This is a genomic window from Pseudomonas sp. TE3910, from assembly GCF_056279025.1.
The window spans coordinates 2,233,745-2,255,962 of the sequence record NZ_JBWBQN010000001.1; the positions used below are offsets into that span (position 1 = coordinate 2,233,745).

Sequence of the window (22,218 nt, forward strand, 5' to 3'; positions counted from 1 at the left end):
ACATTCGCGCCTGATGAGATGGGCGTCCTGAACGATCAGTATAGCCTGGGCGACTGGCACCGCTATTGAGCCGCGTTGTCGCCACCACCGTCGATATGGCTCCAGGGGCGCTTGTAGACTTTGCTCCAGACAGCCTCCAGATGATCACGCAGTACTTTGGGGGCATTCGTCAACGACGGGCTGTCTTTGCGCTCACCCCCGTATGAACCGTCACCAGGCACATTTACCAGCGACTGCCCTTCGATGGCGTAATACGCCTGCCCCTCACGCAACTCGACCATGATAGCGTGAGGGTCGATACCTCCGCCGCAGAAGGCGTGGCTAGCGATCGTCAACTCCGCCACCCCATCATTGTTCAGGTCACTGACCTCCGTGACATCCGGGTAGAACCCGACATCAAGGTCCAAGCCAGCGCAGGTGGTTTCGTTGTCGATCTGCCAGCGCGACTTGAACGGTTCATCGGCCGTCGTTCGACCATAGAGTGTCGCGATCAACACCACTTTATCGACATCCTCAGCCGTTTCTTCGTCGGTTGCCTGGCCGTCGGTACGGCTCAATACCAGCAAGCCCTCACCGTCTTTGTCGCGAAAATGCACCGTCTTCAACGGGGCGTCGACACCCAGCGCATCAATCTGCGCAGCGGGCAATGGTGCAAGCACTTCAAAGCCGCCCTGTCCACAGGCTGAAAGCAGTACCAGGCCGCTCACGATGAAAGGACGAAGTAACCACAAGCGCTTTACAGACATGGCAAGACAGTCCTTCTGTTGCGGGTCATGCAGCATCGGCAGATTTCGTCGACGAAGTTGCTAGACTCTTTGGTCTACAGAGACCTATCCGTTAAGATAGTCGGCTTTTCATGGCGGGAGTCAGGCAGTATGGCGCAGCAGTATCAACCGGGGCAACGCTGGATCAGCGACAGCGAAGCCGAGCTAGGTCTGGGGACCGTTCTGGCACAGGACGGCCGCTTGTTGACCGTGCTCTACCCGGCCACTGGCGACACTCGCCAGTACTCCCTGCGCAATGCGCCACTGACACGGGTGCGCTTCTCGCCTGGTGACCAGATCACCCATTTCGAAGGCTGGAAGATGACCGTGCGTGAGGTCGATGATGTCGACGGTCTGCTGGTTTACCACGGACTGGATGGCCAGAATCAGGCCTGCACCCTGCCGGAAACCCAGCTGTCGAACTTCATCCAGTTCCGCTTGGCCAGTGACCGTCTGTTCGCAGGGCAAATCGACCCACTGCCGTGGTTCTCGCTACGTTACAACACGCTGGAACATACCAGCCGTCAGTTGCAGTCGTCACTGTGGGGGCTGGGTGGTGCGCGCGCCCAACCCATCGCCCACCAGTTGCACATTGCCCGCGAAGTTGCTGACCGTATTGCGCCACGGGTTCTGCTGGCCGACGAAGTGGGCCTGGGCAAAACCATCGAAGCCGGCCTGGTTATCCATCGCCAACTGCTCTCGGGCCGTGCCAGCCGCGTGCTGATCCTGGTACCGGAAAACCTCCAGCATCAGTGGCTGGTGGAAATGCGTCGTCGCTTCAACCTGCAGGTTGCCCTGTTCGATGCCGAGCGCTTCATCGAAAGCGATGCCAGCAACCCATTTGAAGACACCCAGCTGGCCCTGGTGGCTCTGGAGTGGCTGAGCGAAGACGAAAAAGCCCAGGATGCGCTGTTTGCCGCGGGCTGGGACCTGCTGGTAGTCGACGAAGCCCACCATCTGGTCTGGCACGAAGATCAGGTGAGCCCTGAGTATGCGCTGGTTGAACAACTGTCCCAGATTATTCCTGGCGTTCTGCTGCTGACAGCAACCCCTGAGCAACTCGGTCAGGACAGCCACTTCGCCCGTCTGCGTCTGCTTGATCCGAACCGCTTCCATGACCTGGCCGCCTTCCGCGCCGAGAGCGAGCACTATCGCCCGGTAGCCGAAGCCGTCCAGGAGCTGCTCGATGAAGGCCGCCTGTCACCCAAGGCCCACGCGACCATCCAGAACTTCCTGGGCGCCGAGGGCGAAGCCCTGTTGGCGGCGGTCAACGACGGCGATACACAGGCCAGCGCCCGCTTGATTCGCGAGCTGCTCGACCGTCACGGTACCGGCCGAGTTCTGTTCCGTAACACCCGTGCCGCAGTCCAGGGCTTCCCTGAGCGCCAACTGCACCCGTATCCGCTGCCCTGCCCCGATCAATATATGGAGCTGTCTCCGGGCGAACATGCCGAGTTGTACCCGGAAGTCTCATTCCAGGCCCAAGGCGACACCGGCGAAGACGAACGCTGGTGGCACTTCGACCCACGGGTTGACTGGCTGATTGATACCCTGAAGATGCTCAAGCGGGTCAAGGTTCTGGTGATTTGTGCTCACGCCGAAACCGCCATGGACCTGGAGGACGCCCTGCGTGTGCGCTCCGGCATTCCAGCTACGGTCTTCCACGAAGGCCTGAGCATCCTGGAGCGCGACCGTGCCGCCGCCTACTTCGCCGACGAAGAATTCGGTGCTCAGGTACTGATCTGCTCAGAGATCGGCAGCGAAGGCCGCAACTTCCAGTTCTCTCACCACCTGGTACTGTTCGACCTGCCCGCTCACCCGGACCTGCTCGAACAACGTATTGGCCGCCTGGACCGTATCGGCCAGAAGCACACCATTGAACTGCATGTGCCGTACCTGCAAGACAGCCCGCAAGAGCGCCTGTTCCAGTGGTACCACCAGGCCCTGAATGCCTTCCTGGCCACCTGCCCTACCGGCAACGCCCTGCAGCATCAGTTCGGCCCGCGCCTGCTGCCGCTGCTGGAAGACACTGATGTCGAGCAATGGGAAGCGCTGGTCACTGAGGCGCGCACCGAACGCGAGCGCCTTGAGGCCGAGCTGCACAGCGGTCGCGACCGCCTGCTGGAGCTCAACTCCGGTGGTGCCGGCGAAGGCCAGGCACTGGTCGAGGCGATCCTGGAACAAGATGACCAGTTCGCCCTGCCGATCTACATGGAAACCCTGTTCGACGCCTTTGGCATCGATAGCGAAGACCATTCGGAAAACGCCCTGATCCTCAAGCCAAGCGAGAAGATGCTCGACGCCAGCTTCCCGCTCGGCGACGACGAAGGTGTGACCATCACCTACGACCGCAATCAGGCGCTGTCGCGGGAAGACATGCAGTTCCTCACCTGGGAACACCCTATGGTGCAGGGTGGCATGGACCTCGTCCTGTCCGGTTCGATGGGTAACACCGCTGTAGCCTTGATCAAGAACAAGGCGCTCAAGCCTGGCACCGTGCTGCTTGAACTGCTGTACGTCAGCGAAGTGGTAGCGCCACGCGCCTTGCAGTTGGGCCGCTACCTGCCACCAGCCGCCTTGCGCTGCCTGCTCGACACCAACGGCAACGACTTGGCCGCGCGGGTCTCGTTTGAAACCCTGAACGACCAACTGGAGAGTGTGCCCAAGGCCAGCGCAAACAAGTTCATCCAGGCTCAGCGCGATGTGCTGGCGCCACGGATCAACGCAGGCGAAGCCAAGATCATGCCGCGTCATGCCGAACGCGTAGCCGAAGCGCAGCGTCGCCTGGCTGCCGAGACCGAAGAAGAACTGGCACGCCTGACCGCCCTCCAGGCCGTCAACCCGAGCGTACGCGACAGCGAAATCGAAGCCCTGCGCAAGCAAGGTAGAGATGGCCTGGCCATGCTCGAAAAAGCTGCACTGCGCCTGGAAGCCATCCGGGTACTGGTTGCCGGCTGATCGGTATCGGAACGTCTTGCTGGCAAACCCGGCGTCTACAGCACAATGAACAGTGTGCTGTAGACGCCGGCCTTGGTATCAGTCCTTGCGCCGATACAGCTGCACCAGGGTTGCCGGATCTTTTTGCAAGTACCCCTGACTACCATGCAGACGCATCAATTGGGCAGCAAGCCCGCTGATGGGCGTAGCTGAACCCTGCTCACGCGAAAACTTGACGGCAGTATCAAGGTCCTTGAGCAAGGTGCGCACATGCCACTTGACCGGTTCAAAATGGCTTTCGGCCATTTGCGGCGCGAGAATCTGCAAGGGCTTGGAGTCGGCAAAACCGCCAGCAAGGGCTTCGGCAATGAGGCGTGCATCAACCCCAGACTGCTCGGCCAGCGCTACCACTTCAGCGATCACCAACGCATTACAGGCAACAATCATCTGATTGCACGCCTTGGTCACCTGCCCTGCTCCAACCGGCCCCATATGGGTAACACGCTGGCCCAGGGTCAGTAAAACCTGCTGCACCCGCGCCAGGTCCTGCGCAGCACCGCCGACCATGATCGCCAGGGTGCCGGCCTCAGCGCCCGGTGTGCCTCCTGACACAGGTGTATCCAGCCAACTCATGCCGTTGAGCGCCGCCAGCTCGGCAGCCATCTCACGGGTGGCACCAGGCTCAATACTGGAAAAATCCACCAACAACTGCCCGGCCCTGGCACCATTGGCCACGCCGTTTTCACCAAACACAACCTCACGGACCACCGCAGTGTCGGCCAAACACAGCATCACGACATCGGCGTACTGGCACAATTCGGCAGGTGTAGTGGCCAGGCGAGCCCCCGCGGCAACCAAGTCTGCACACTTTTCCGGTGAACGATTCCACACCGTCAACGGGTAGCCGGCCGCCAAAAGCCGCTTGCACATGGGTAGCCCCATAAGACCGATACCAGCAAACCCCAACGAAGGTCGTGCAACACTCATGAAACACTCCAGAAAGTTTGATTAAAGAAGTTGCGCAATTGGACGATCAAGATTGCAGGCGTAAACAGAAAAATTTACCTACAGAGTTTTAGGGAAAATCCCAGGACTCACACAGACGGCTCGTGACTAAACCCGCACAACCGGTTCCGTGAGTACTCTATGATGTTCCCTTTGAACAGCCATCCCCCCAAGGCACACGGCACACAATGACTTCCAAGAACACTCCTGCCAATGTGGTTTCCGAACTGATGTCGTCTACTGCCACGTACACTGCTACAGGGTCTAGGGAATACTACGGCACTCGCACGCTGAACCCACAGCAGTACCTGTACTACACAGAAACCGACATCCAGCGCATCCTCGACAACCTCGACGGCCTGCGCGACCTGGTCTTTCCGCCAAGCCCACATCAGGAAGATGAAAGCCAACTGCGCCTTGATCAACAGTTCCCATCGGTCTGTCTGATCGGTTTGGGCCGTTGCGGCTCGAACATTGCCTTGGACGTCGCAGAACTGGTCTACAACGCACGCACCTTCTACCTCAATGAGTTCAACAACGAGGAAAGGGTCAGCAACGACATCAGCTACAGCCCGGCGCGATGGATCCGCAACAACCTGCGTCTGGTGCAGAACAAGAGCAGCAAACCGGTCTTTCTGGTTGAACCACTGGTGATGCTGGGCGACCTGGACAAAGACATCGCCGGGCGCATCCGTTTCTCGCGCAAAGGCGAGACCAGCGGTTTTATCCGCGATTACAGCAAAATGAAAATCATGGACCTGTCCGAGGTTCATGCCGGGGGCGCCGGTAACGCACCGATCCTGGGTCAGTACCTGGCGAAGATCATCCTGAACAAGGAAACCCAGCGCTTCTCCAGTACTGACTGGAAGCTGATCCATTCGTACCTGATCGACTCCTGTGGCATCAAAGCCAACCAGTCGCGCCTGTACTTCTACATTTTCAGCGCCGGTGGTGGTACCGGCTCGGGCATGGCCTCGGAGTTCGGCCTGGCCCAGCAGTACTCCTACATGAACAAGACATTCGACACCAAACCGGCTGACGAGAATGACGGCAAGAGCGGACACTCGTTCGTCTTTGAGCCGATCTTCACCAGCGGTATCTGCGTACTGCCGAACATCTCCGACCACCGTAGCGAGATGTCCGAGGCCCTGCACATCAACGCCGGACGCCTGCTGTGCAAGTATCTCTCGGAAGAATGGGACTTTTCCTACAACTTCGACAATGAAGACAGCAGCGAAGCCAGTGTCATGGGCCGTATTCGCCCCTGGAACGCGATGATGCTGATCTCCAACGACATCATGCGTTATGCCGAAGAAAGCGATGACGGCACTATCCAGAACATTGATGTCAATGCGATGGAAAAGCACGCTAACCAGTACATCTCGCAGCAGATCTTCAACATCCTTACCGCCCAGGCGGTAACCACCGACTACGATCAGGCCTACTTCCGTCGCGCCGGTATCGATATTGGCGAAACCATCCGCCTGGATGCCAATGACCTGTTCATGAGCCTGGCAGGCCCGGTGGCCATTGCCTACGCCGAATCAGTGGTACCGGAACAGCAGGCCCCGAGCTCGGACAAGTTCAAGGTGTTCGAGAAAGAGCAGCCTCGCCTGGATATCGACGACCTGTTTTTCCGCTCCATCGACTTGCCGCACTTCAACAAGCAGACCCAGGCCATTGAAGGCATCAGCCTCTTGCCGATTGAGTCCAAGCGCTACCGCGCAGCCCTGGAGCAGTACAAGACCTCAGGTTATGACGCAGCGGCACTGCATGATCTGCATTTCTTCAAGAACTGCTCATCGGTGGTCTCGATCGTCTCGCTGCCCAAGGACTACAAGCTCTCCTACATGGACCTGAACCGGCTCAAGACCCACCTCAACAGCCTGTTCCCCAATACGACGCTCAAGCGCTATGCGCTGGTCATCGGCGCCTCTGCCAACCTGTCGCTGACCACCCTGATCGCCAAGAGCCCGTGCCTGTCGGACGACTTCCTGACGCTGATCGTGGCCTTCATCAAGCGTTGCTTTGCGCGTAACCCGTACCGTTTCGACGATACGCTGGACAACGCCATGCTCGACTTCATCACCAGCGATCACTTCGACGAAAACCACATCGATGAGCTGCTCAACGAGTTCGAGAATCCGGCCAAGATCCTCGATACCAACTGGTACGCGATCAAGCCGATGTATGAGAAGAAGTACCGTGAGCTGATCAATGACAAGAGCAAGTTTGTCTCGATCAACGACATCCGGCTTTCACGCGAATGCGTGAAGAAAGCGGTGAAATACCTGCGAGAAATTTACCGTCACCGGATTGGCAAGACACGGGTTATCTCCCTCAACACCCATACAGGCAAGGTTGATTACTGAGATACCCGTGATCAGGGCCCGGTTTCGCCGGCGCCAAGATCTGCGCAGCCTCGATGGCTGCGCAGACCTTCCTCACCCGCAAAGCGGCTCTTATCAATCGGTACGGACTGTTACCGACACCCCTTGAAGTCGCTGGACTGTTACCAAGTGTCACCCCGGCTGAACAGTACCGCGCACCAACCATGAGCCACTGTGCATTTTTGCGCACCAAATCAGGGCGCCGGTTTTTCCTGAATCACGATCCAGGGGGAAACCACCACCGCCCATATCTGCGGATCTCGCGCCTGAAGGTCTAGCGCCTGCTCATCAGAGAGTTTGCCGACAGCACCCTCAGCGTGCCATGCAGCAAAGGCTTCGCCCCGGTTTTCGGCCATCGCCTCGGCGACCTCGATCAGGTCCAGTGTCGGCTTGACCCAAATCAGGTCACCCTTGGCCCAAAAACGCTCCAGTGCTTTCCACTCAATGACCGCGGTCTCGCCGAGCAGTTTGGCATAGAGGGTGCTTACTTCATCAGTCATGGGTTCCTACCAGAAATAATTCGGCTGCTAAAAGCCGGTATTTTTGCAGAAAACCCAGTTTCAAATAAGCAATTGATCGGTGAGTGCAGGAAAAGCCAAGGATTGCCGACATATAGGGCAAAACTGAAGACGCTTTTTTATAACTTTCAGTCAATTAAGCGACCGCGCCCAGGTTTTGCCTCTGCGAGCCCGCTTTTCAAGCGATGAAGCGGCGCTCTACACTGTACCGGTACAGTTGCCGGGGGTAAGGCCGGGGAAATTCGGGTCTGCGGTATGAGGCGAGGCCTCGACGGAGAACCTGATCCGGTCCTGTAGCTTTGGCCGCCAGGACTATAAAAAATACAACAGAATGAGTGGAGCACTATGAGTAAGGCTACTAAGCAGATTTCCAAGCTGTTTGCCGCAATGGTTCTGGCCGGGGTTGCCAGCCATTCGTTTGCCGCCGATACCATCAAGATCGGCATCGCAGGTCCCAAGACCGGTCCGGTCACTCAGTACGGCGACATGCAGTTCATCGGTGCCAAAATGGCCATTGAGCAGATCAACGCCAAGGGCGGCGTCGACGGCAAGATGCTCGAAGCCAAGGAATACGACGACGCTTGCGACCCTAAACAAGCCGTGGCCGTAGCGAACAAAGTGGTCAACGATGGCGTCAAGTTTGTCGTCGGCCACCTGTGCTCCAGCTCCACCCAACCTGCCTCCGACATCTATGAAGATGAAGGCGTGATCATGATCACCCCGGCAGCCACCAGCCCGGATATCACTTCCCGTGGCTACAAGATGATCTTCCGCACCATCGGTCTGGACAGCGCCCAGGGCCCAGCGGCTGGCAACTACATTGCCAACCATGTGAAGCCGAAAGTCGTTGCCGTTCTGCATGACAAGCAGCAGTACGGTGAAGGTATCGCCACCGCCGTGAAGAAAACCCTCGAAGAGAAAGGCACCAAGGTTGCCGTCTTTGAAGGCCTGAACGCTGGCGACAAGGACTTCTCCTCGATCATCCAGAAGCTCAAGCAAGCCAACGTCGACTTCGTCTACTACGGCGGCTACCACCCAGAGCTGGGCCTGATCCTGCGTCAGTCCAAGGAAAAAGGCCTGAACGCCAAGTTCATGGGCCCAGAAGGCGTCGGCAACGACTCCATCTCGCAGATCGCCCAGGACGCCTCCGAAGGCCTGCTGGTTACCCTGCCGAAATCCTTCGATCAGGACCCTGCCAACAAGGCACTGGTACAAGCCTTCGCCGACAAGAAGCAGGACCCGACCGGCCCGTTCGTGTTCCCGGCCTACTCGGCTGTAGAAGTGATTGCTGAAGGCATCAAGGCCGCCAAGAGCGAAGACACTGCCAAGGTAGCTGCTGCTATCCACGCGGGCACCTTCAAGACCCCGACGGGCGACCTGTCCTTCGACGACAAAGGCGACCTGAAAGACTTCAAATTCGTGGTCTACCAATGGCATTTCGGCAAACCTAAAACCGAAGTTTCGCCTCAATAACCCAGTCTGACCATTGACTAAGAAGCCCACTGTGCGAGCAGTGGGCTTTGTTTTACGAGGTTCATGGACCTGATTCCCGCGATCCGGGAGCTGGTTCACCTGAAAATCTTAAAACCGTCACCAGCGGTTCGCTGGCAGGTGCTGGTACCGAAGTGGCCAAAGACCACAAGGCACCACACGGGGCTCCCCCACCAGTGAAATGCGTATCAGGTTTTTAGGAGCGCTGTAATGCCTGAGATCTATCACTTTTTCCAACAGCTGGTTAATGGTCTGACCATTGGCAGCACCTATGCCTTGATAGCCATTGGCTACACAATGGTTTACGGCATCATTGGAATGATCAACTTCGCCCATGGCGAGGTCTACATGATCGGTTCTTACGTGGCCTTCATCGTCCTTGCCGGGCTGGCCATGATGGGGCTTGATTCTCTGCCGCTACTGATGACCGCCGCGTTTCTTGCGACGATCGTCGTGACCAGTGCCTATGGCTACAGTATTGAACGGGTCGCTTACCGTCCCTTGCGTAACAGCAACCGGTTGATCCCGCTGATTTCTGCCATTGGTATGTCGATTTTCCTGCAAAACACGGTACTGCTCTCGCAGGACTCCAAGGACAAGTCCATTCCCAACCTGATTCCGGGGAGTTTCTCCTTCGGCCCAGGTGGTGCTGAGGAAGTCCTGATTTCCTACATGCAGATTCTAGTGTTCGTGGTCACTCTGGTGGCCATGACCGGCCTCACCCTGTTCATCTCCCGTTCGCGCTTGGGCCGTGCCTGCCGTGCCTGTGCCGAAGACATCAAGATGGCCAACCTGCTGGGGATCAACACTAACAACATCATCGCCCTGACCTTCGTCATCGGTGCCGCACTGGCAGCCGTGGCGGCCGTGCTGCTGAGCATGCAGTACGGTGTGATCAACCCTAACGCCGGTTTCCTGGTGGGCCTGAAGGCCTTCACCGCAGCGGTCTTGGGCGGCATTGGCAGTATTCCGGGCGCCATGCTCGGTGGGCTGGTGCTCGGGGTGGCTGAAGCCTTTGGCGCCGATATCTTCGGTGACCAGTACAAGGACGTTGTGGCATTCGGCCTTTTGGTTCTGGTGCTGTTGTTCCGGCCGACCGGCATTCTGGGCCGTCCGGAGGTTGAAAAAGTATGAACAGACATCTCAAATCGGCGTTTTTCAGCGCCTTGCTGGTATGGGCCGTGGCCTTCCCGGTACTGGGGCTCAAACTGAGCATCGTCGGTATCAACCTGGAAGTTCAGGGCACTGGTCCTCTCACCCTCACCGTGATCGCCGTGTGTTCGGTGCTGATGTTCCTGCGTGTGCTGTTCGACAAGCAGTGGAGCGCACTGATGCGGTCCGCGCCGAAAGGCTCGCTGGTATCGCCCAAGGTCAGCAACTTCCTGACCCTGCCGCGTACCCAGCGCTGGATCATCCTCGGCTTGGTCGTCGCGGCGCTGATCTGGCCGTTCTTCGGCTCCCGTGGTGCGGTCGATATCGCCACCCTGATCCTGATCTATGTGTTGCTCGGGCTGGGCCTGAACATCGTGGTCGGTCTGGCCGGTCTGCTCGACCTGGGTTATGTCGGCTTCTACGCCGTCGGCGCCTACAGCTACGCGCTGCTGTCGCACTACTACGGCCTGAGCTTCTGGATCTGCTTGCCGATTGCCGGCCTGATGGCAGCCACCTTTGGCTTCCTGCTCGGTTTCCCGGTACTGCGCCTGCGCGGTGACTACCTGGCAATCGTGACCCTGGGCTTCGGTGAAATCATCCGCCTGTTCCTGCGTAACCTGACCGGGCTGACGGGTGGCCCCAACGGTATCAGCAACATCGAGAAGCCAACCTTCTTCGGCCTGACCTTTGAACGCAAGGCCGCCGAGGGCATGCAGACCTTCCACGATTACTTCGGCCTGCAGTACAACTCGATCAACAAGGTGATTTTCCTGTACCTGGTGGCATTGCTGTTGGCGCTGTTTGCACTGTTCGTGATCAACCGTCTGCTGCGCATGCCGATCGGTCGTGCCTGGGAAGCCCTGCGCGAAGACGAAATCGCCTGCCGTGCCTTGGGCCTGAACCCTACCGTGATCAAGCTTTCGGCCTTCACGCTGGGTGCTTGCTTCGCCGGCTTCGCGGGCAGCTTCTTTGCCGCGCGCCAAGGCCTGGTGACACCGGAGTCGTTCACTTTCATCGAGTCGGCGATCATCCTCGCCATCGTCGTGCTGGGCGGCATGGGCTCGCAATTGGGCGTGATTCTCGCGGCCATTGTGATGATCCTGCTACCCGAACTGATGCGTGACTTCAGCGAGTACCGCATGTTGATGTTCGGTGCCCTGATGGTGTTGATGATGATCTGGCGTCCGCAAGGTCTGCTGCCTATGCAACGTCCTCACATGGAGCTGCGTCGATGAGCCGCGAAATTCTTCAAGTCAGCGGCCTGAGCATGCGCTTCGGCGGCTTGTTGGCGGTCAACGGCGTGGCCCTGACCGTCAAGGAAAAACAAGTGGTTGCCCTGATCGGCCCGAACGGTGCCGGCAAGACCACGGTGTTCAACTGCCTGACCGGTTTCTACAAGCCCAGCGCGGGTACGATTCTGCTCGACGGCCAGCCGATCCAGGGCCTGGCCGGTCACCAGATCGCCCGCAAGGGCGTAGTACGAACCTTCCAGAACGTGCGTCTGTTCAAAGAGATGACCGCACTGGAAAACCTGCTGATTGCTCAGCACCGGCACCTGAACACCAACTTCCTCGCCGGCCTGCTCAAGACCCCAGGCTTTCGCCGCAGTGAGCGCGAAGCGATGGAGTACGCGCACTTCTGGCTGGACAAGGTCAACCTCACCGAGTTCGCCAACCGTACGGCCGGTACCCTGGCCTACGGTCAGCAGCGTCGCCTGGAAATCGCTCGCTGCATGATGACCCGTCCACGGATCCTCATGCTCGACGAACCCGCTGCCGGCCTGAACCCAAGGGAAACCGAAGACCTCAAGGCACTGATCGGTGTGCTGCGCGAAGAGCACAACGTCACGGTCCTGCTGATCGAGCATGACATGAAGCTGGTCATGAGCATCTCCGACCACATCGTTGTGATCAACCAGGGCACCCCGCTGGCCGACGGTACACCGGAACAGATCCGCGATAACCCTGAAGTGATCAAAGCCTACCTGGGGGAAGCGTAAATGCTGCAGTTTGAAAACGTTTCCACTTTCTACGGCAAGATCCAGGCGCTACACAGCGTCAACGTTGAGATCCGCCAGGGCGAAATCGTCACCCTGATCGGCGCCAACGGCGCTGGCAAGTCAACCTTGCTGATGACGCTCTGTGGTTCGCCGCAAGCCCACAGCGGTAGCATCCGTTACCTGGGCGAAGAGCTGGTTGGCCAGGACTCTGCCCGCATCATGCGCAAGAGCATTGCGGTGGTTCCGGAAGGTCGCCGCGTGTTCTCTCGTCTGACCGTCGAGGAAAACCTGGCCATGGGCGGTTTCTTTACTGCCAAGGGCGACTACGAAGAGCAGATGGACAAGGTGCTGCACCTGTTCCCACGGCTCAAGGAACGCTTCAGCCAGCGCGGCGGCACCATGTCCGGTGGCGAGCAGCAGATGCTTGCCATCGGCCGTGCGCTGATGAGCAAACCGAAGCTGTTGCTGCTCGACGAGCCATCACTGGGCCTGGCGCCGATCATCATTCAACAGATCTTCGACATCATCGAACAACTTCGCCGTGATGGCGTGACGGTGTTCCTGGTGGAGCAGAACGCCAACCAGGCGTTGAAGATCGCCGACCGTGCCTACGTGCTGGAGAACGGTCGGGTGGTGATGGAAGGGACAGGGGAAACCTTGTTGACCGATCCGAAAGTGCGTGATGCCTACCTGGGCGGTTGATAACCGTTTTTAGCGGTCAATGAAAAAACGATCCTTCGGGATCGTTTTTTTGCCCAACCGTCTTACGCCACGCACTCACAACTGCCCCAATACGGTACTGCCACGCTGAAACCAGCGCCTCAGGTAGTCGGCCAGTACCTGAACCTTTTTCGGCATTGCGCTCTGGTAGGGATGTACAAGAAACAGCGGCGTGCTACGGGTCTGAAAGTCCCGGAGCAACCAATGCAGTTGGCCGTTACTCAACTCTGCCGCCAGCATGTAAGACGGCAGGCGAGCAATCCCGACGCCGAGCAAAGCCGCCTTTTTCAGCAAGCTGTAATGGTTACTCGCAAAGGAACCGCTGACCGGCACACGCAGCAATTCGTGTTGTTGGTGATACAACCACTCCTCGCGACCACGGTAGTGACTGTTCAGCAGGCAGCGGTGCTCGCTCAACGCCATTGGGGTCTTCGGCTCACCAAAGCGCTCCAGGTACGCGGGGCTGGCGCACGTCAGTTCCTGCATGGCCAACAATGGCCGGGCAACTAACCGGGCATCGCTCTGGACTTCGGTACGAATCGCCAGATCGAAACCTTCACCCAACAGATCCCGATAGCTATTGCTCAACTCAAGCTCTACCTGCAACTGAGGGTGCGTCTCGGTGAACTCGAGCAACAAGCCTTCAAAGAAGGTCTCACCCAGCGACACGGGCACCGTCAATCGCACGGGGCCAGACAGGTCATCCTTAAGCATGGCCAAGGCCTGCCTTGCCCCATTCATCTGCCGGACTAATGCCTGGGCCTGCGGCAACAGCATGGCGCCGGCGGCCGTGAGGCTCAGGCGACGGGTCGTGCGATGCAGCAACTTCACCCCATGGCTGCTTTCCAACTGACTGATCCGCTTCGACAATTGCCCTTTGCTCCACCCCAACTGCCCTGCGGCCAGGGTGAAACTACCGGCATCCATCAAGACAGCGAAGGCCGCCAAATCGTCCAGCTCACTCATGGATTGTTTCCATAGAAAAACAAAAGGTTGCCTATTAGCACGCTTATCGACGCAAAAATCCACCGTAGACTTGGGCCATTCCCCCAAAGGAGCGTGCGATGAAAATTCTGTTGATCGGTGCCAGCGGCACCATTGGCTCGGCAGTGGCAAACGAGCTGGAACAGCGCCACGACGTGCTGCGCATTAGCCGCACCCGCGGCGACTACCAGGTGGATATCAGTAGCAGCGCGTCTATTCGGTCACTGTTCGAACAGACCGGCCGTTTCGATGCCCTGGTCTGTGCAGCGGGCAACGTGACCTTCGCCGCACTGGAGGATATGACCGAGGAGCACTTCGCCCTGGGCCTGAACGATAAGCTCATGGGCCAGGTCAACCTGCTGTTGATCGGCCGCGAGTTCATCAATGATGGCGGCTCCTTCACCTTCACCACCGGCATCACCAGCCACGACCCGATCCGCACCGGCAGCTCGGCAAGCCTGGTCAACGGCGCCATCGACGCCTTCGTCAAGGCAGCCGCTATCGAACTGCCGCGCGGCCTGCGAGTCAACTCGGTCAGCCCGAACGTGCTGGTCGAAGCCATGTCTGCATACGCCCCTTACTTCCGCGGGTTCAAGCCTGTGCCCGCTGCCGATGTAGCACTGGCTTATGCCAAGAGCGTAGAAGGCCTGCAGACCGGCCAAACCTATCACGTTGGCTAAACCCTTGAGATTGAGCGCCAGCCTGAGTAACGTGGCGACACTTTTCCGGTTGAGACCTGGAGCTCTTTCGATGCGTGTCGCCCCTTCCCTGTTGTTAGCCGCCCTGCTGCCGTTGTTCGCCGGTTGCCAGATGTTTGCCGAGAAGACCTCGGTCTCTACGGCGGGAATGACCCGTCTGCAGGGTGAGCTCAAGGCCGAGGGCGGCAAGCTGCTGTTCCAACCCTGTGGAGAAAGCCGCCGCTTTGTGGTTCAGGACAGCGGCAACACCAGCCTCTTGCAGGAAGCCGCTACCCTGGCCAGCGAGCCCGGCGCACTGTTTGCCGACGTACGCGGTACGCTCAGTAGCAACAGCGGCAACGATGGCCAGTTCAACGTACACCAGTTGTACCGGGTCGAGCGCTCCAACAGCGCCTGCAGCGACCCCAACTTCAAGCGCCTGACCTTGCGCGCCAGCGGCCATGAACCCGACTGGAGCATGAAGGTCAGTGGCAAGGGCATGGTGCTTGACCGCCCTCAGGAAGCCTCCCTGGCACTGCCCTATCTGGAAGAACAACTGCCCGATGGCCGCTTCAACCTGAGTAGCGAAGCCAATGGCCAACGCGTAGAACTGTGGGTAGCGCCGCAACGTTGCGTCGATAGCATGACAGGCGCTGTACAGCACCTGAGTGCAGAGCTGCGTATCAACGGCAAGACCTTGCGTGGCTGCGGTTACTACGGTGGTTCACGCAACGACTGACCGTCGGCGCGTTTATCCTGCCTGAAGCGCTGATGAAAGGCTTATACTTGGCGGTTTGTGCAAAGCTGCCGGCCCTTCCATGGCCGGGATACTGGACCCTGTCATGCTACGAATCACTGAACTGAAGTTGCCGCTGGACCATACTGACGAAGCCCTGCGCGAAGCCATTGTGCAACGCCTGGGCATCAGCGATGACCAGTTGCTGGACTTCACCCTGTTCAAGCGCAGCTACGATGCGCGCAAGAAGAACACCGAACTGCTGTTCATCTACACCATCGATGTGAACGTGCGTGACGAAGCCGCGCTGCTGCAAACGTTCGCCGATGACCGCAACATCGGCCCCGCTCCGGATGTCAGCTACAAGCCGGTGGGCCAAGCCCCTGAAGGCCTGACCGAGCGCCCGATCGTGGTTGGCTTCGGCCCCTGCGGGATCTTTGCAGGCCTGTTGCTGGCCCAGATGGGCTTCAAGCCGATCATCCTTGAACGCGGCAAGGAAGTACGCCAGCGCACCAAGGACACCTGGGGCCTGTGGCGTAAAAGCGTACTGAACCCAGAATCCAACGTGCAGTTTGGCGAAGGCGGTGCCGGGACCTTCTCCGACGGCAAGCTCTACAGCCAGATCAAGGACCCGCATCACCACGGCCGCAAAGTGCTGAACGAGTTCATCAAGGCCGGCGCGCCAGAAGAGATCCTCTACGTCAGCAAACCGCATATTGGTACCTTCCGCCTGACCGGCATGGTCGAAAACATGCGTCATGAGATTCAGGCGCTCGGAGGCGAGGTTCGTTTCGAGCAGAAGGTTACCGACCTGCTGATCGACAACGATCAGTTGCAGGGTGTGGTGTTGGAAAACGGCGAACAGTTGCATTCCCGGCATGTGGTTCTGGCCCTGGGCCACAGTGCCCGTGATACCTTCCGTATGCTGCACGCCCGTGGTGTGTTCATGGAGGCCAAACCGTTCTCGATCGGCTTCCGTATCGAGCACCCGCAATCGCTGATCGACAAGGCGCGCCTGGGCAAATACGCCGGCCACCCCAAGCTCGGCGCAGCCGATTACAAACTGGTTCACCACGCCAAGAACGGTCGGGCGGTCTACAGCTTCTGCATGTGCCCAGGCGGTACCGTGGTCGCTGCGACCAGCGAGCCTGGCCGCGTGGTCACCAATGGCATGAGCCAGTACTCGCGCAATGAACGCAACGCCAACTCCGGTATTGTCGTGGGTATCACCCCCGAACAAGACTACCCGGGTGGCCCGCTGGCAGGCATTGAGCTGCAGGAGCGCCTGGAAGCGCATGCCTATGTACTGGGTGGCAGCAACTATCAGGCCCCGGCACAGCTGGTCGGTGATTTTGTCGCAGGTCGCCCCTCTACCGCACTGGGTAGCGTCGAGCCTTCCTACAAGCCAGGTGTAAGCCTGGGCGACCTGGCGCCAAGCCTGCCGGACTTCGCCATTGAAGCGATCCGCGAAGCCCTTCCGGCCTTCGACCGCCAGATCAAAGGCTACAACCTGCACGATGCCGTGCTCACAGGGATCGAGACGCGCACCTCCTCGCCGCTACGAATCACCCGTGGTGCGGACATGCAAAGCCTGAACATCAAAGGCCTGTACCCGGCTGGTGAAGGTGCCGGTTATGCCGGCGGCATTCTCTCTGCCGGCGTCGATGGCATTCGTATCGCCGAAGCCGTCGCGCGGCAGATGCTGGGCCTCAACGACTGATCCGATCTGTCGGTGCCTGCAAGCGGATTGCAGGTGCCGACAGCTGTACGGGGGCTCTACAGACCAGCGTGCAACACGCTTTCCGGTAGGGGCTCTGCGCGCTCTGCGCAGGCGGCGACGGCTGCAATCAGGCCGTCAAGCTGATACCCCTGCCCATTCAACCAGGCCTGATCGTAATAAGTGGTGGCATAGCGCTCGCCACTGTCACACAGAATGGCAACAATCGACCCCGCCTCCCCCGCAGCCTTCATATGCTGCGCCGCCGCCAACGCGCCGATCAGGTTGGTCCCGCTGGAACCGCCGACATGCCGGCCAAGACGCTGTGCCAGGTAATGCATGGCCGCCAGCGACAAGGCATCGGGCACCTTGACCATCGCATCGATGACCTGCGGTAGAAACGAGGCTTCAACCCTTGGCCGACCTATGCCTTCGATGCGCGAACCACACTCCAGCCGCAACGAGCGGTCACCGCTGCAATAGCTCTCGAAGAACACTGAACGTTCGGCATCGGCACACAACACCCGGGTGGCATGCTGGCGGTAGCGCACATAGCGCCCCAACGTCGCGGTAGTGCCGCCGGTTCCTGGGCTGGATATCAGCCAGGCAGGCTCTGCATGGCGCTCAAAGCGCATCTGGGTAAAGATCGACTCGGCAATGTTGTTGTTCGCCCGCCAGTCGGTGGCGCGTTCAGCATAGGTGAACTGGTCCATGAAATGCCCGCCGCTCTCGCGGGCCAAGCGTTCAGACTCTGCATAGATCTGCGTGGGATCCTGTACCAGATGGCTCTGACCACCGTAAAAAGCGATCTGTGCGATCTTTTCCTGGGACGTACTGGCCGGCATGACCGCAATGAACGGCAGCCCCAGAAGCCGGGCAAAGTAGGCTTCAGAAATCGCCGTGGAACCGCTGGATGCCTCGATAACCGGCGCACCAGGGCGCAACCAGCCGTTGCACAGCGCATACAGGAACAGCGAGCGGGCCAAACGGTGCTTGAGGCTGCCCGTTGGATGGCTGGATTCGTCCTTGAAGTACAGCTCAACGCTTGGAAATCCAGGCAGTGGCAAAGGAATCAGATGAGTATCAGCACTACGCTGAAAGTCTGCTTCAATGACTCGAATGGCTTCACGCGCCCACTGACGTTGGTTGCTCATACTGGACTCTCATGGGTTGTGGTCAATGACCCCAGCGGGTCATAAGGAAAATTCCTACAAGACAGACAGATACGGCTGCACTCAAATTTCCGACTCGACTGCTAGGCTGGCCGTCCTAATGCTGAGCAACAGCTTATAACAAAAAAGAATATAATTTTTGTTTTAATGCCTAAGCTCACAGGTTAGGGTGTATCCCTTTTTTGAATTTCAGGATGGAGAGCGACCTTGCCTCTGCGTAGCACTTTCACTCGTTTCTTTCAGTTGGAAGCTGCCAGCGGTCTGTTGCTGATTGCTGCAGCCGCCCTGGCACTTATCGTCAACAATTCACCCCTGTCCTTTCTCTACAATGGCCTGCTCGAGGTGCCTGTCGTTGCCCAGGTCGGCGCGCTTAAAATCGCCAAGCCTCTGCTATTGTGGATCAACGATGGCCTGATGGCGCTGTTCTTCCTGCTCATTGGCCTTGAGGTCAAGCGCGAGCTGGTTGACGGGCACCTGTCCAAACCCTCGCAAGTGGTTCTGCCCGGCGCAGCTGCGATTGGCGGCATGGTTGTACCGGCGCTGATCTACTGGTTCCTGAACAAGGACAACCCGGCTGCCGTGGCGGGCTGGGCTATCCCTACCGCGACCGACATTGCCTTCGCCCTGGGCGTGCTCGCGCTGCTCGGCAAGCGGGTCCCGGTATCGCTCAAGCTGTTCTTGATGACCCTCGCGATCATCGATGACCTGGGCGCGATCGTTGTCATCGCCCTGTTCTACTCCGGTGAGCTGTCGAGCCTGTCGCTGATGTTGGCGGGCGCCTGCCTGCTGACACTGATCGCGATGAACCGACTGGGCGTCATCAAGCTTGGCCCCTACATGATCGTCGGCCTGATCCTCTGGGTCTGTGTACTCAAGAGTGGCGTACATGCCACGCTGGCAGGCGTCACGCTGGCACTGTGTATCCCGCTGCGCACGAAAAACGCCGAGCCGTCTCCGCTGATGAGCCTGGAGCACGCCCTGCACCCATGGGTCGCCTTCGGTATCCTGCCGCTGTTTGCCTTCGCCAATGCAGGCGTTTCATTGGCCGGTGTCACGGTAGAGAGCTTCACCCACCACGTGCCCATGGGCATCGCCGTCGGCTTGCTGCTGGGCAAGACCGTTGGTGTATTCGGCCTGACCTGGATAGCCGTAAAGACTGGCCTCGCGGCCTTGCCGACCGGCGCCAACTGGGGGCAGATTCTCGGCGTGGCGGTTCTGTGCGGCATTGGCTTCACCATGAGCCTGTTCGTCGGCTCGCTGGCGTTTGAGCCGGGTAGCAGCGAATTTGCCGGCATGGACCGAATGGGTATCCTGACTGGCTCGATCCTTGCCGCACTGATCGGTTATGCAATCACGGCAATGGCCAGCCGCAAGACCGCCAAGGCCTGAAACACGCAGGCAATAAAAAACCCCGACCGGCCAAGCCGCGTCGGGGTTTTGTTTTTTATGCGCCGGGGTATCAGCGAGTCACGCGGCTGGTGCCGTCGACGGTCATGATGCGTACACGGTCACCCACGCGGAAAATCTCGTTTTCCTGAACCTGTTGCACATAGGCGCGCATGCTCCCGTCATCTTCGCGCACGGTGATTTCAACACCCTGAGTACGCGTAATGCCCTCTTCTGCCGCAGAGCCGAGCAGGCCGCCGGCAACCGCGCCAATCACGGCGGCCACCACGCTGCCACGGCCACCACCAACGCCACTGCCGGCTACGCCACCAACGATGGCACCCGCACCACCACCGATGGGCGTCTTGGTACCTTCGATTTTCACCGGTCGCAGAGACTCAATGGTCCCCATGCGTACGGTCTGCACGCGCCGAGCCTCATCACGGGAGTAGGAGTCACCGGTCAGGCTGGACGCACAACCACCAAGAAGCAGTGACAGGGTGGTCACGGACGCTACCAGCAGAACAGATTTACGCATAGGATCATCTCCAAAAGACAAGTTGCCATTAGACTCCGCGCGTTGACGGCTGTCACGACAGCGGCAGTATAAAATTGCTTCCATACAGCATCCGTACAGGCGGCCCATCGACCGGTCTGTAAAAACTGTTTTTACTGCGCAAGGATAAACATGGATTACTTCATCATCGCGGCCACTACCGTCGCGGGTTTGTACTTCCACTGGTGGCTCTACGTCCGCATCAAGCGCTGGTCGGACCGTGACCTGGCGCTCTCGTTGGCAGGTAGCGATCCCCTGAAGCGCGAGTACATGCTACAGCGGTTAGACAGCGCCAAGACCCAGAAGGTCAAACGCCGTGACCTGGCAGCCTGGCTGGAACGCGAAGCTGCCGGGTATCAGGCGAGTTAAGGCGCCAGGCGCTCACGGACCCAGTGCCCATCCACCAAGCGGTAGTTGAGGCGGTCATGCAAACGGCTTGGACGCCCCTGCCAGAATTCGATGCGATCGGGCAGCAAACGGTAACCGCCCCAATGCTCAGGGCAATGCGGCTGGCTGTCGCTGAAGCGCTGCTCAGTGTCCTTGAGCAACGCTTCGAGCTCTGCACGGTCTGCAATCACCTGGCTCTGCGGTGAAGCCCAGGCCCCCAGGCGACTGCCCAAAGGGCGAACCTGGTAGTACGCATCGGACTCCTGTGGCGACACCTTGACCACCTTGCCTTCAATGCGCACCTGCCGCTCCAGGGCTGGCCAGAAGAAGGTCATGGCGCCATAAGGGTTGTACAGCAGTTGCATGCCCTTGGCGCTGTCATAGTTGGTAAAGAACGTGAAACCCTGCTCATCCAGCCCCTTGAGCAACAACACGCGACAATGTGGACGGCCATCTGCATCGACCGTCGCCAGGGTCATGGCGTTGGCCTCTACAGGTGGCTGTTCGGTTTTAACAGCTTCAGCGAACCATTGGTGGAACAGAACGAACGGCTCGCTCGGTGCCTGGGCTTCAGCCAGTCCATCACGGGTGTAGTCACGGCGCATATCGGCCAGAGTCTGGGTCATAGCAGCGTTCCTTGACGATCAGTTGGTCTTCGCGGTACTGACGGCAGCAACATCCTTCGCCGCTGGCGCTTTCTTGGCCGTTGGCTTGGCAGCTGGCTTGCTGGCTGCAGCCTTCTTCACCGCGGTGTTCTTCTTCGCTACGGTTTTCTTGGCCGCCGCGGCTTTCTTGGTCGGCGTCTTGGCCGATGGTTTGGCTGCGACCTTGGCCGGTGCTTTGGCATCCTGTACCGCAACCAGCTCAGCCGGGCTTGGCGTTGGTTGACTGTACTTGCTGAGCAACGCCAACATGGTGTCTTGCGGGGTCAGTACCATCTCCACCCGACGGTTCAACGCACGGCCTTTCTGGCTGTCATTGGCCGCACGCGGCATCAACGAGCCCATGCCACGCAGCATCAAGCGGTCACGTTGCAGGCCGCTGAGACGGAAAATCGCTGCCACCGACTGTGCCCGCTCCTGGCTGGTCTTCTGGTTAGCCGCTGTCGCACCGCTGGTATCACCATGCCCCACGACCAAAACAGCTGTTTTTGGATCGCTCTCGATGACCTTGGCCACCTGAGTGATCGGCCCTAACGTGACCGGCAGCAACATTGCAGGGCGATCAGGGTTGAATGAGCTGTCAACCGGCGCAGTGATGACCAGCACATTATCACGGCGCTCCAGTTCGAACTTGCTGCCCTTGATCGCTTCACGCAAGCGCGGTTCATAGTTGTCGAGCCAGGCCTGGGTCACCTTCGGATCAGGCATCTTCAAGGCTTTAGGTGCATCTACCTTCTTGCTCTCGCCAAATGGCCACCACCCGTGGCTCTCACTTTCAGACTTGGCGTCGGCCTTGGCCACTTTCTCATCGATCGCTTTTTTCACATCCTGATCAGCAACCTTTTCGCTACCACCAAATGGCCACCAGCCATGGTCGTTTTTCGCCGAAGCGTTCTGCGGGTGCTGGGCGCATCCGGTTACCGCAAGGCACAAAGCAAGCGCGAGCGTTTTATGAGAGTACATCA

The 22,218-nt window shown here is 58.9% G+C and carries 20 protein-coding genes; 12 read left to right on the forward strand and 8 right to left on the reverse strand.

Annotated features, from left to right (window positions below; all coding sequences use genetic code 11):
* Positions 1-62: 62 nt before the first annotated feature.
* A complete protein-coding gene (locus ACZ9H3_RS10065) occupies positions 63-746 on the reverse strand; it encodes a M949_RS01915 family surface polysaccharide biosynthesis protein (RefSeq protein ID WP_099776762.1) in 684 nt (227 codons plus the stop codon).
* A gap of 129 nt (positions 747-875) precedes the next feature.
* Here ACZ9H3_RS10065 and rapA point away from each other — a divergent pair, with 129 nt between their 5' ends.
* Positions 876-3,722, forward strand: coding sequence for an RNA polymerase-associated protein RapA (gene rapA / locus ACZ9H3_RS10070; protein ID WP_102053369.1), 2,847 nt, complete (start codon positions 876-878; stop codon positions 3,720-3,722).
* 78 nt (positions 3,723-3,800) lie between these two features.
* On the opposite strand, the gene ACZ9H3_RS10075 is transcribed toward rapA, so the two are convergent.
* Entirely contained in the window at positions 3,801-4,688 is an 888-nt protein-coding gene (locus tag ACZ9H3_RS10075) for an NAD(P)-dependent oxidoreductase (RefSeq protein ID WP_476220607.1), read from the reverse strand.
* A gap of 206 nt (positions 4,689-4,894) precedes the next feature.
* Between ACZ9H3_RS10075 and ACZ9H3_RS10080 the strand changes: the two genes are divergently transcribed.
* Complete coding sequence (locus ACZ9H3_RS10080; protein WP_454240043.1) at positions 4,895-7,078, forward strand: hypothetical protein; 2,184 nt, start codon at positions 4,895-4,897, stop codon at positions 7,076-7,078.
* Positions 7,079-7,290: 212 nt separating this feature from the next.
* Here the strand turns inward: ACZ9H3_RS10080 and ACZ9H3_RS10085 are convergent, their stop codons facing one another.
* Positions 7,291-7,596 carry a DUF2288 domain-containing protein gene (locus ACZ9H3_RS10085; protein WP_065760572.1) on the reverse strand — a complete coding sequence of 102 codons (306 nt, stop codon included), beginning with the start codon at positions 7,594-7,596 and terminating at the stop codon, positions 7,291-7,293.
* A gap of 363 nt (positions 7,597-7,959) precedes the next feature.
* Between ACZ9H3_RS10085 and ACZ9H3_RS10090 the strand changes: the two genes are divergently transcribed.
* The 5 genes from ACZ9H3_RS10090 (at position 7,960) to ACZ9H3_RS10110 (ending at position 12,958) form a co-directional block, all read left to right on the forward strand.
* Complete coding sequence (locus tag ACZ9H3_RS10090; protein WP_065760573.1) at positions 7,960-9,087, forward strand: branched-chain amino acid ABC transporter substrate-binding protein; 1,128 nt, start codon at positions 7,960-7,962, stop codon at positions 9,085-9,087.
* A 228-nt stretch (positions 9,088-9,315) separates the two neighbouring features.
* Positions 9,316-10,239, forward strand: a complete 924-nt coding sequence (livH, locus tag ACZ9H3_RS10095; protein ID WP_065760574.1) for a high-affinity branched-chain amino acid ABC transporter permease LivH — start codon at positions 9,316-9,318, stop codon at positions 10,237-10,239.
* Positions 10,236-11,492, forward strand: a complete 1,257-nt coding sequence (locus ACZ9H3_RS10100; RefSeq protein ID WP_065760575.1) for a high-affinity branched-chain amino acid ABC transporter permease LivM — start codon at positions 10,236-10,238, stop codon at positions 11,490-11,492. The genes livH and ACZ9H3_RS10100 overlap by 4 nt, the downstream gene beginning before the upstream one ends.
* The gene (gene livG, locus ACZ9H3_RS10105; RefSeq protein ID WP_065760576.1) at positions 11,489-12,256 is read left to right on the forward strand and encodes a high-affinity branched-chain amino acid ABC transporter ATP-binding protein LivG; all 768 of its coding nucleotides are present in this window, start codon (positions 11,489-11,491) and stop codon (positions 12,254-12,256) included. The genes ACZ9H3_RS10100 and livG overlap by 4 nt, the downstream gene beginning before the upstream one ends.
* Positions 12,257-12,958, forward strand: coding sequence for an ABC transporter ATP-binding protein (locus ACZ9H3_RS10110; RefSeq protein WP_065760577.1), 702 nt, complete (start codon positions 12,257-12,259; stop codon positions 12,956-12,958).
* A gap of 75 nt (positions 12,959-13,033) precedes the next feature.
* Here the strand turns inward: ACZ9H3_RS10110 and ACZ9H3_RS10115 are convergent, their stop codons facing one another.
* Positions 13,034-13,942, reverse strand: a complete 909-nt coding sequence (locus ACZ9H3_RS10115; RefSeq protein ID WP_065760581.1) for a LysR family transcriptional regulator — start codon at positions 13,940-13,942, stop codon at positions 13,034-13,036.
* A 98-nt stretch (positions 13,943-14,040) separates the two neighbouring features.
* Between ACZ9H3_RS10115 and ACZ9H3_RS10120 the strand changes: the two genes are divergently transcribed.
* The 3 genes from ACZ9H3_RS10120 (at position 14,041) to ACZ9H3_RS10130 (ending at position 17,093) form a co-directional block, all read left to right on the forward strand.
* Complete coding sequence (locus ACZ9H3_RS10120; RefSeq protein ID WP_476220614.1) at positions 14,041-14,640, forward strand: short chain dehydrogenase; 600 nt, start codon at positions 14,041-14,043, stop codon at positions 14,638-14,640.
* 70 nt (positions 14,641-14,710) lie between these two features.
* Positions 14,711-15,376, forward strand: coding sequence for a COG3650 family protein (locus ACZ9H3_RS10125; RefSeq protein ID WP_065760583.1), 666 nt, complete (start codon positions 14,711-14,713; stop codon positions 15,374-15,376).
* A 103-nt stretch (positions 15,377-15,479) separates the two neighbouring features.
* A complete protein-coding gene (locus ACZ9H3_RS10130) occupies positions 15,480-17,093 on the forward strand; it encodes an NAD(P)/FAD-dependent oxidoreductase (RefSeq protein WP_099775592.1) in 1,614 nt (537 codons plus the stop codon).
* A 56-nt stretch (positions 17,094-17,149) separates the two neighbouring features.
* Here the strand turns inward: ACZ9H3_RS10130 and ACZ9H3_RS10135 are convergent, their stop codons facing one another.
* Positions 17,150-18,244, reverse strand: coding sequence for a PLP-dependent cysteine synthase family protein (locus tag ACZ9H3_RS10135; protein ID WP_065760585.1), 1,095 nt, complete (start codon positions 18,242-18,244; stop codon positions 17,150-17,152).
* A gap of 225 nt (positions 18,245-18,469) precedes the next feature.
* Between ACZ9H3_RS10135 and nhaA the strand changes: the two genes are divergently transcribed.
* Positions 18,470-19,651, forward strand: coding sequence for a Na+/H+ antiporter NhaA (gene nhaA / locus ACZ9H3_RS10140; protein WP_330523147.1), 1,182 nt, complete (start codon positions 18,470-18,472; stop codon positions 19,649-19,651).
* Positions 19,652-19,721: 70 nt separating this feature from the next.
* Here the strand turns inward: nhaA and ACZ9H3_RS10145 are convergent, their stop codons facing one another.
* A complete protein-coding gene (locus ACZ9H3_RS10145; RefSeq protein WP_065760426.1) occupies positions 19,722-20,186 on the reverse strand; it encodes an outer membrane lipoprotein in 465 nt (154 codons plus the stop codon).
* Positions 20,187-20,336: 150 nt separating this feature from the next.
* Here ACZ9H3_RS10145 and ACZ9H3_RS10150 point away from each other — a divergent pair, with 150 nt between their 5' ends.
* A complete protein-coding gene (locus ACZ9H3_RS10150) occupies positions 20,337-20,573 on the forward strand; it encodes a hypothetical protein (RefSeq protein ID WP_065760427.1) in 237 nt (78 codons plus the stop codon).
* Here ACZ9H3_RS10150 and pdxH read toward each other — a convergent pair.
* Both pdxH and ACZ9H3_RS10160 read right to left on the reverse strand, forming a co-directional pair.
* Positions 20,570-21,217 carry a pyridoxamine 5'-phosphate oxidase gene (gene pdxH, locus ACZ9H3_RS10155; protein ID WP_065760428.1) on the reverse strand — a complete coding sequence of 216 codons (648 nt, stop codon included), beginning with the start codon at positions 21,215-21,217 and terminating at the stop codon, positions 20,570-20,572. The two genes, ACZ9H3_RS10150 and pdxH, sit on opposite strands and share 4 nt — an antisense overlap.
* 18 nt (positions 21,218-21,235) lie before the next feature.
* Entirely contained in the window at positions 21,236-22,216 is a 981-nt protein-coding gene (locus tag ACZ9H3_RS10160) for an OmpA family protein (protein ID WP_330523148.1), read from the reverse strand.
* Positions 22,217-22,218 lie beyond the last annotated feature (2 nt).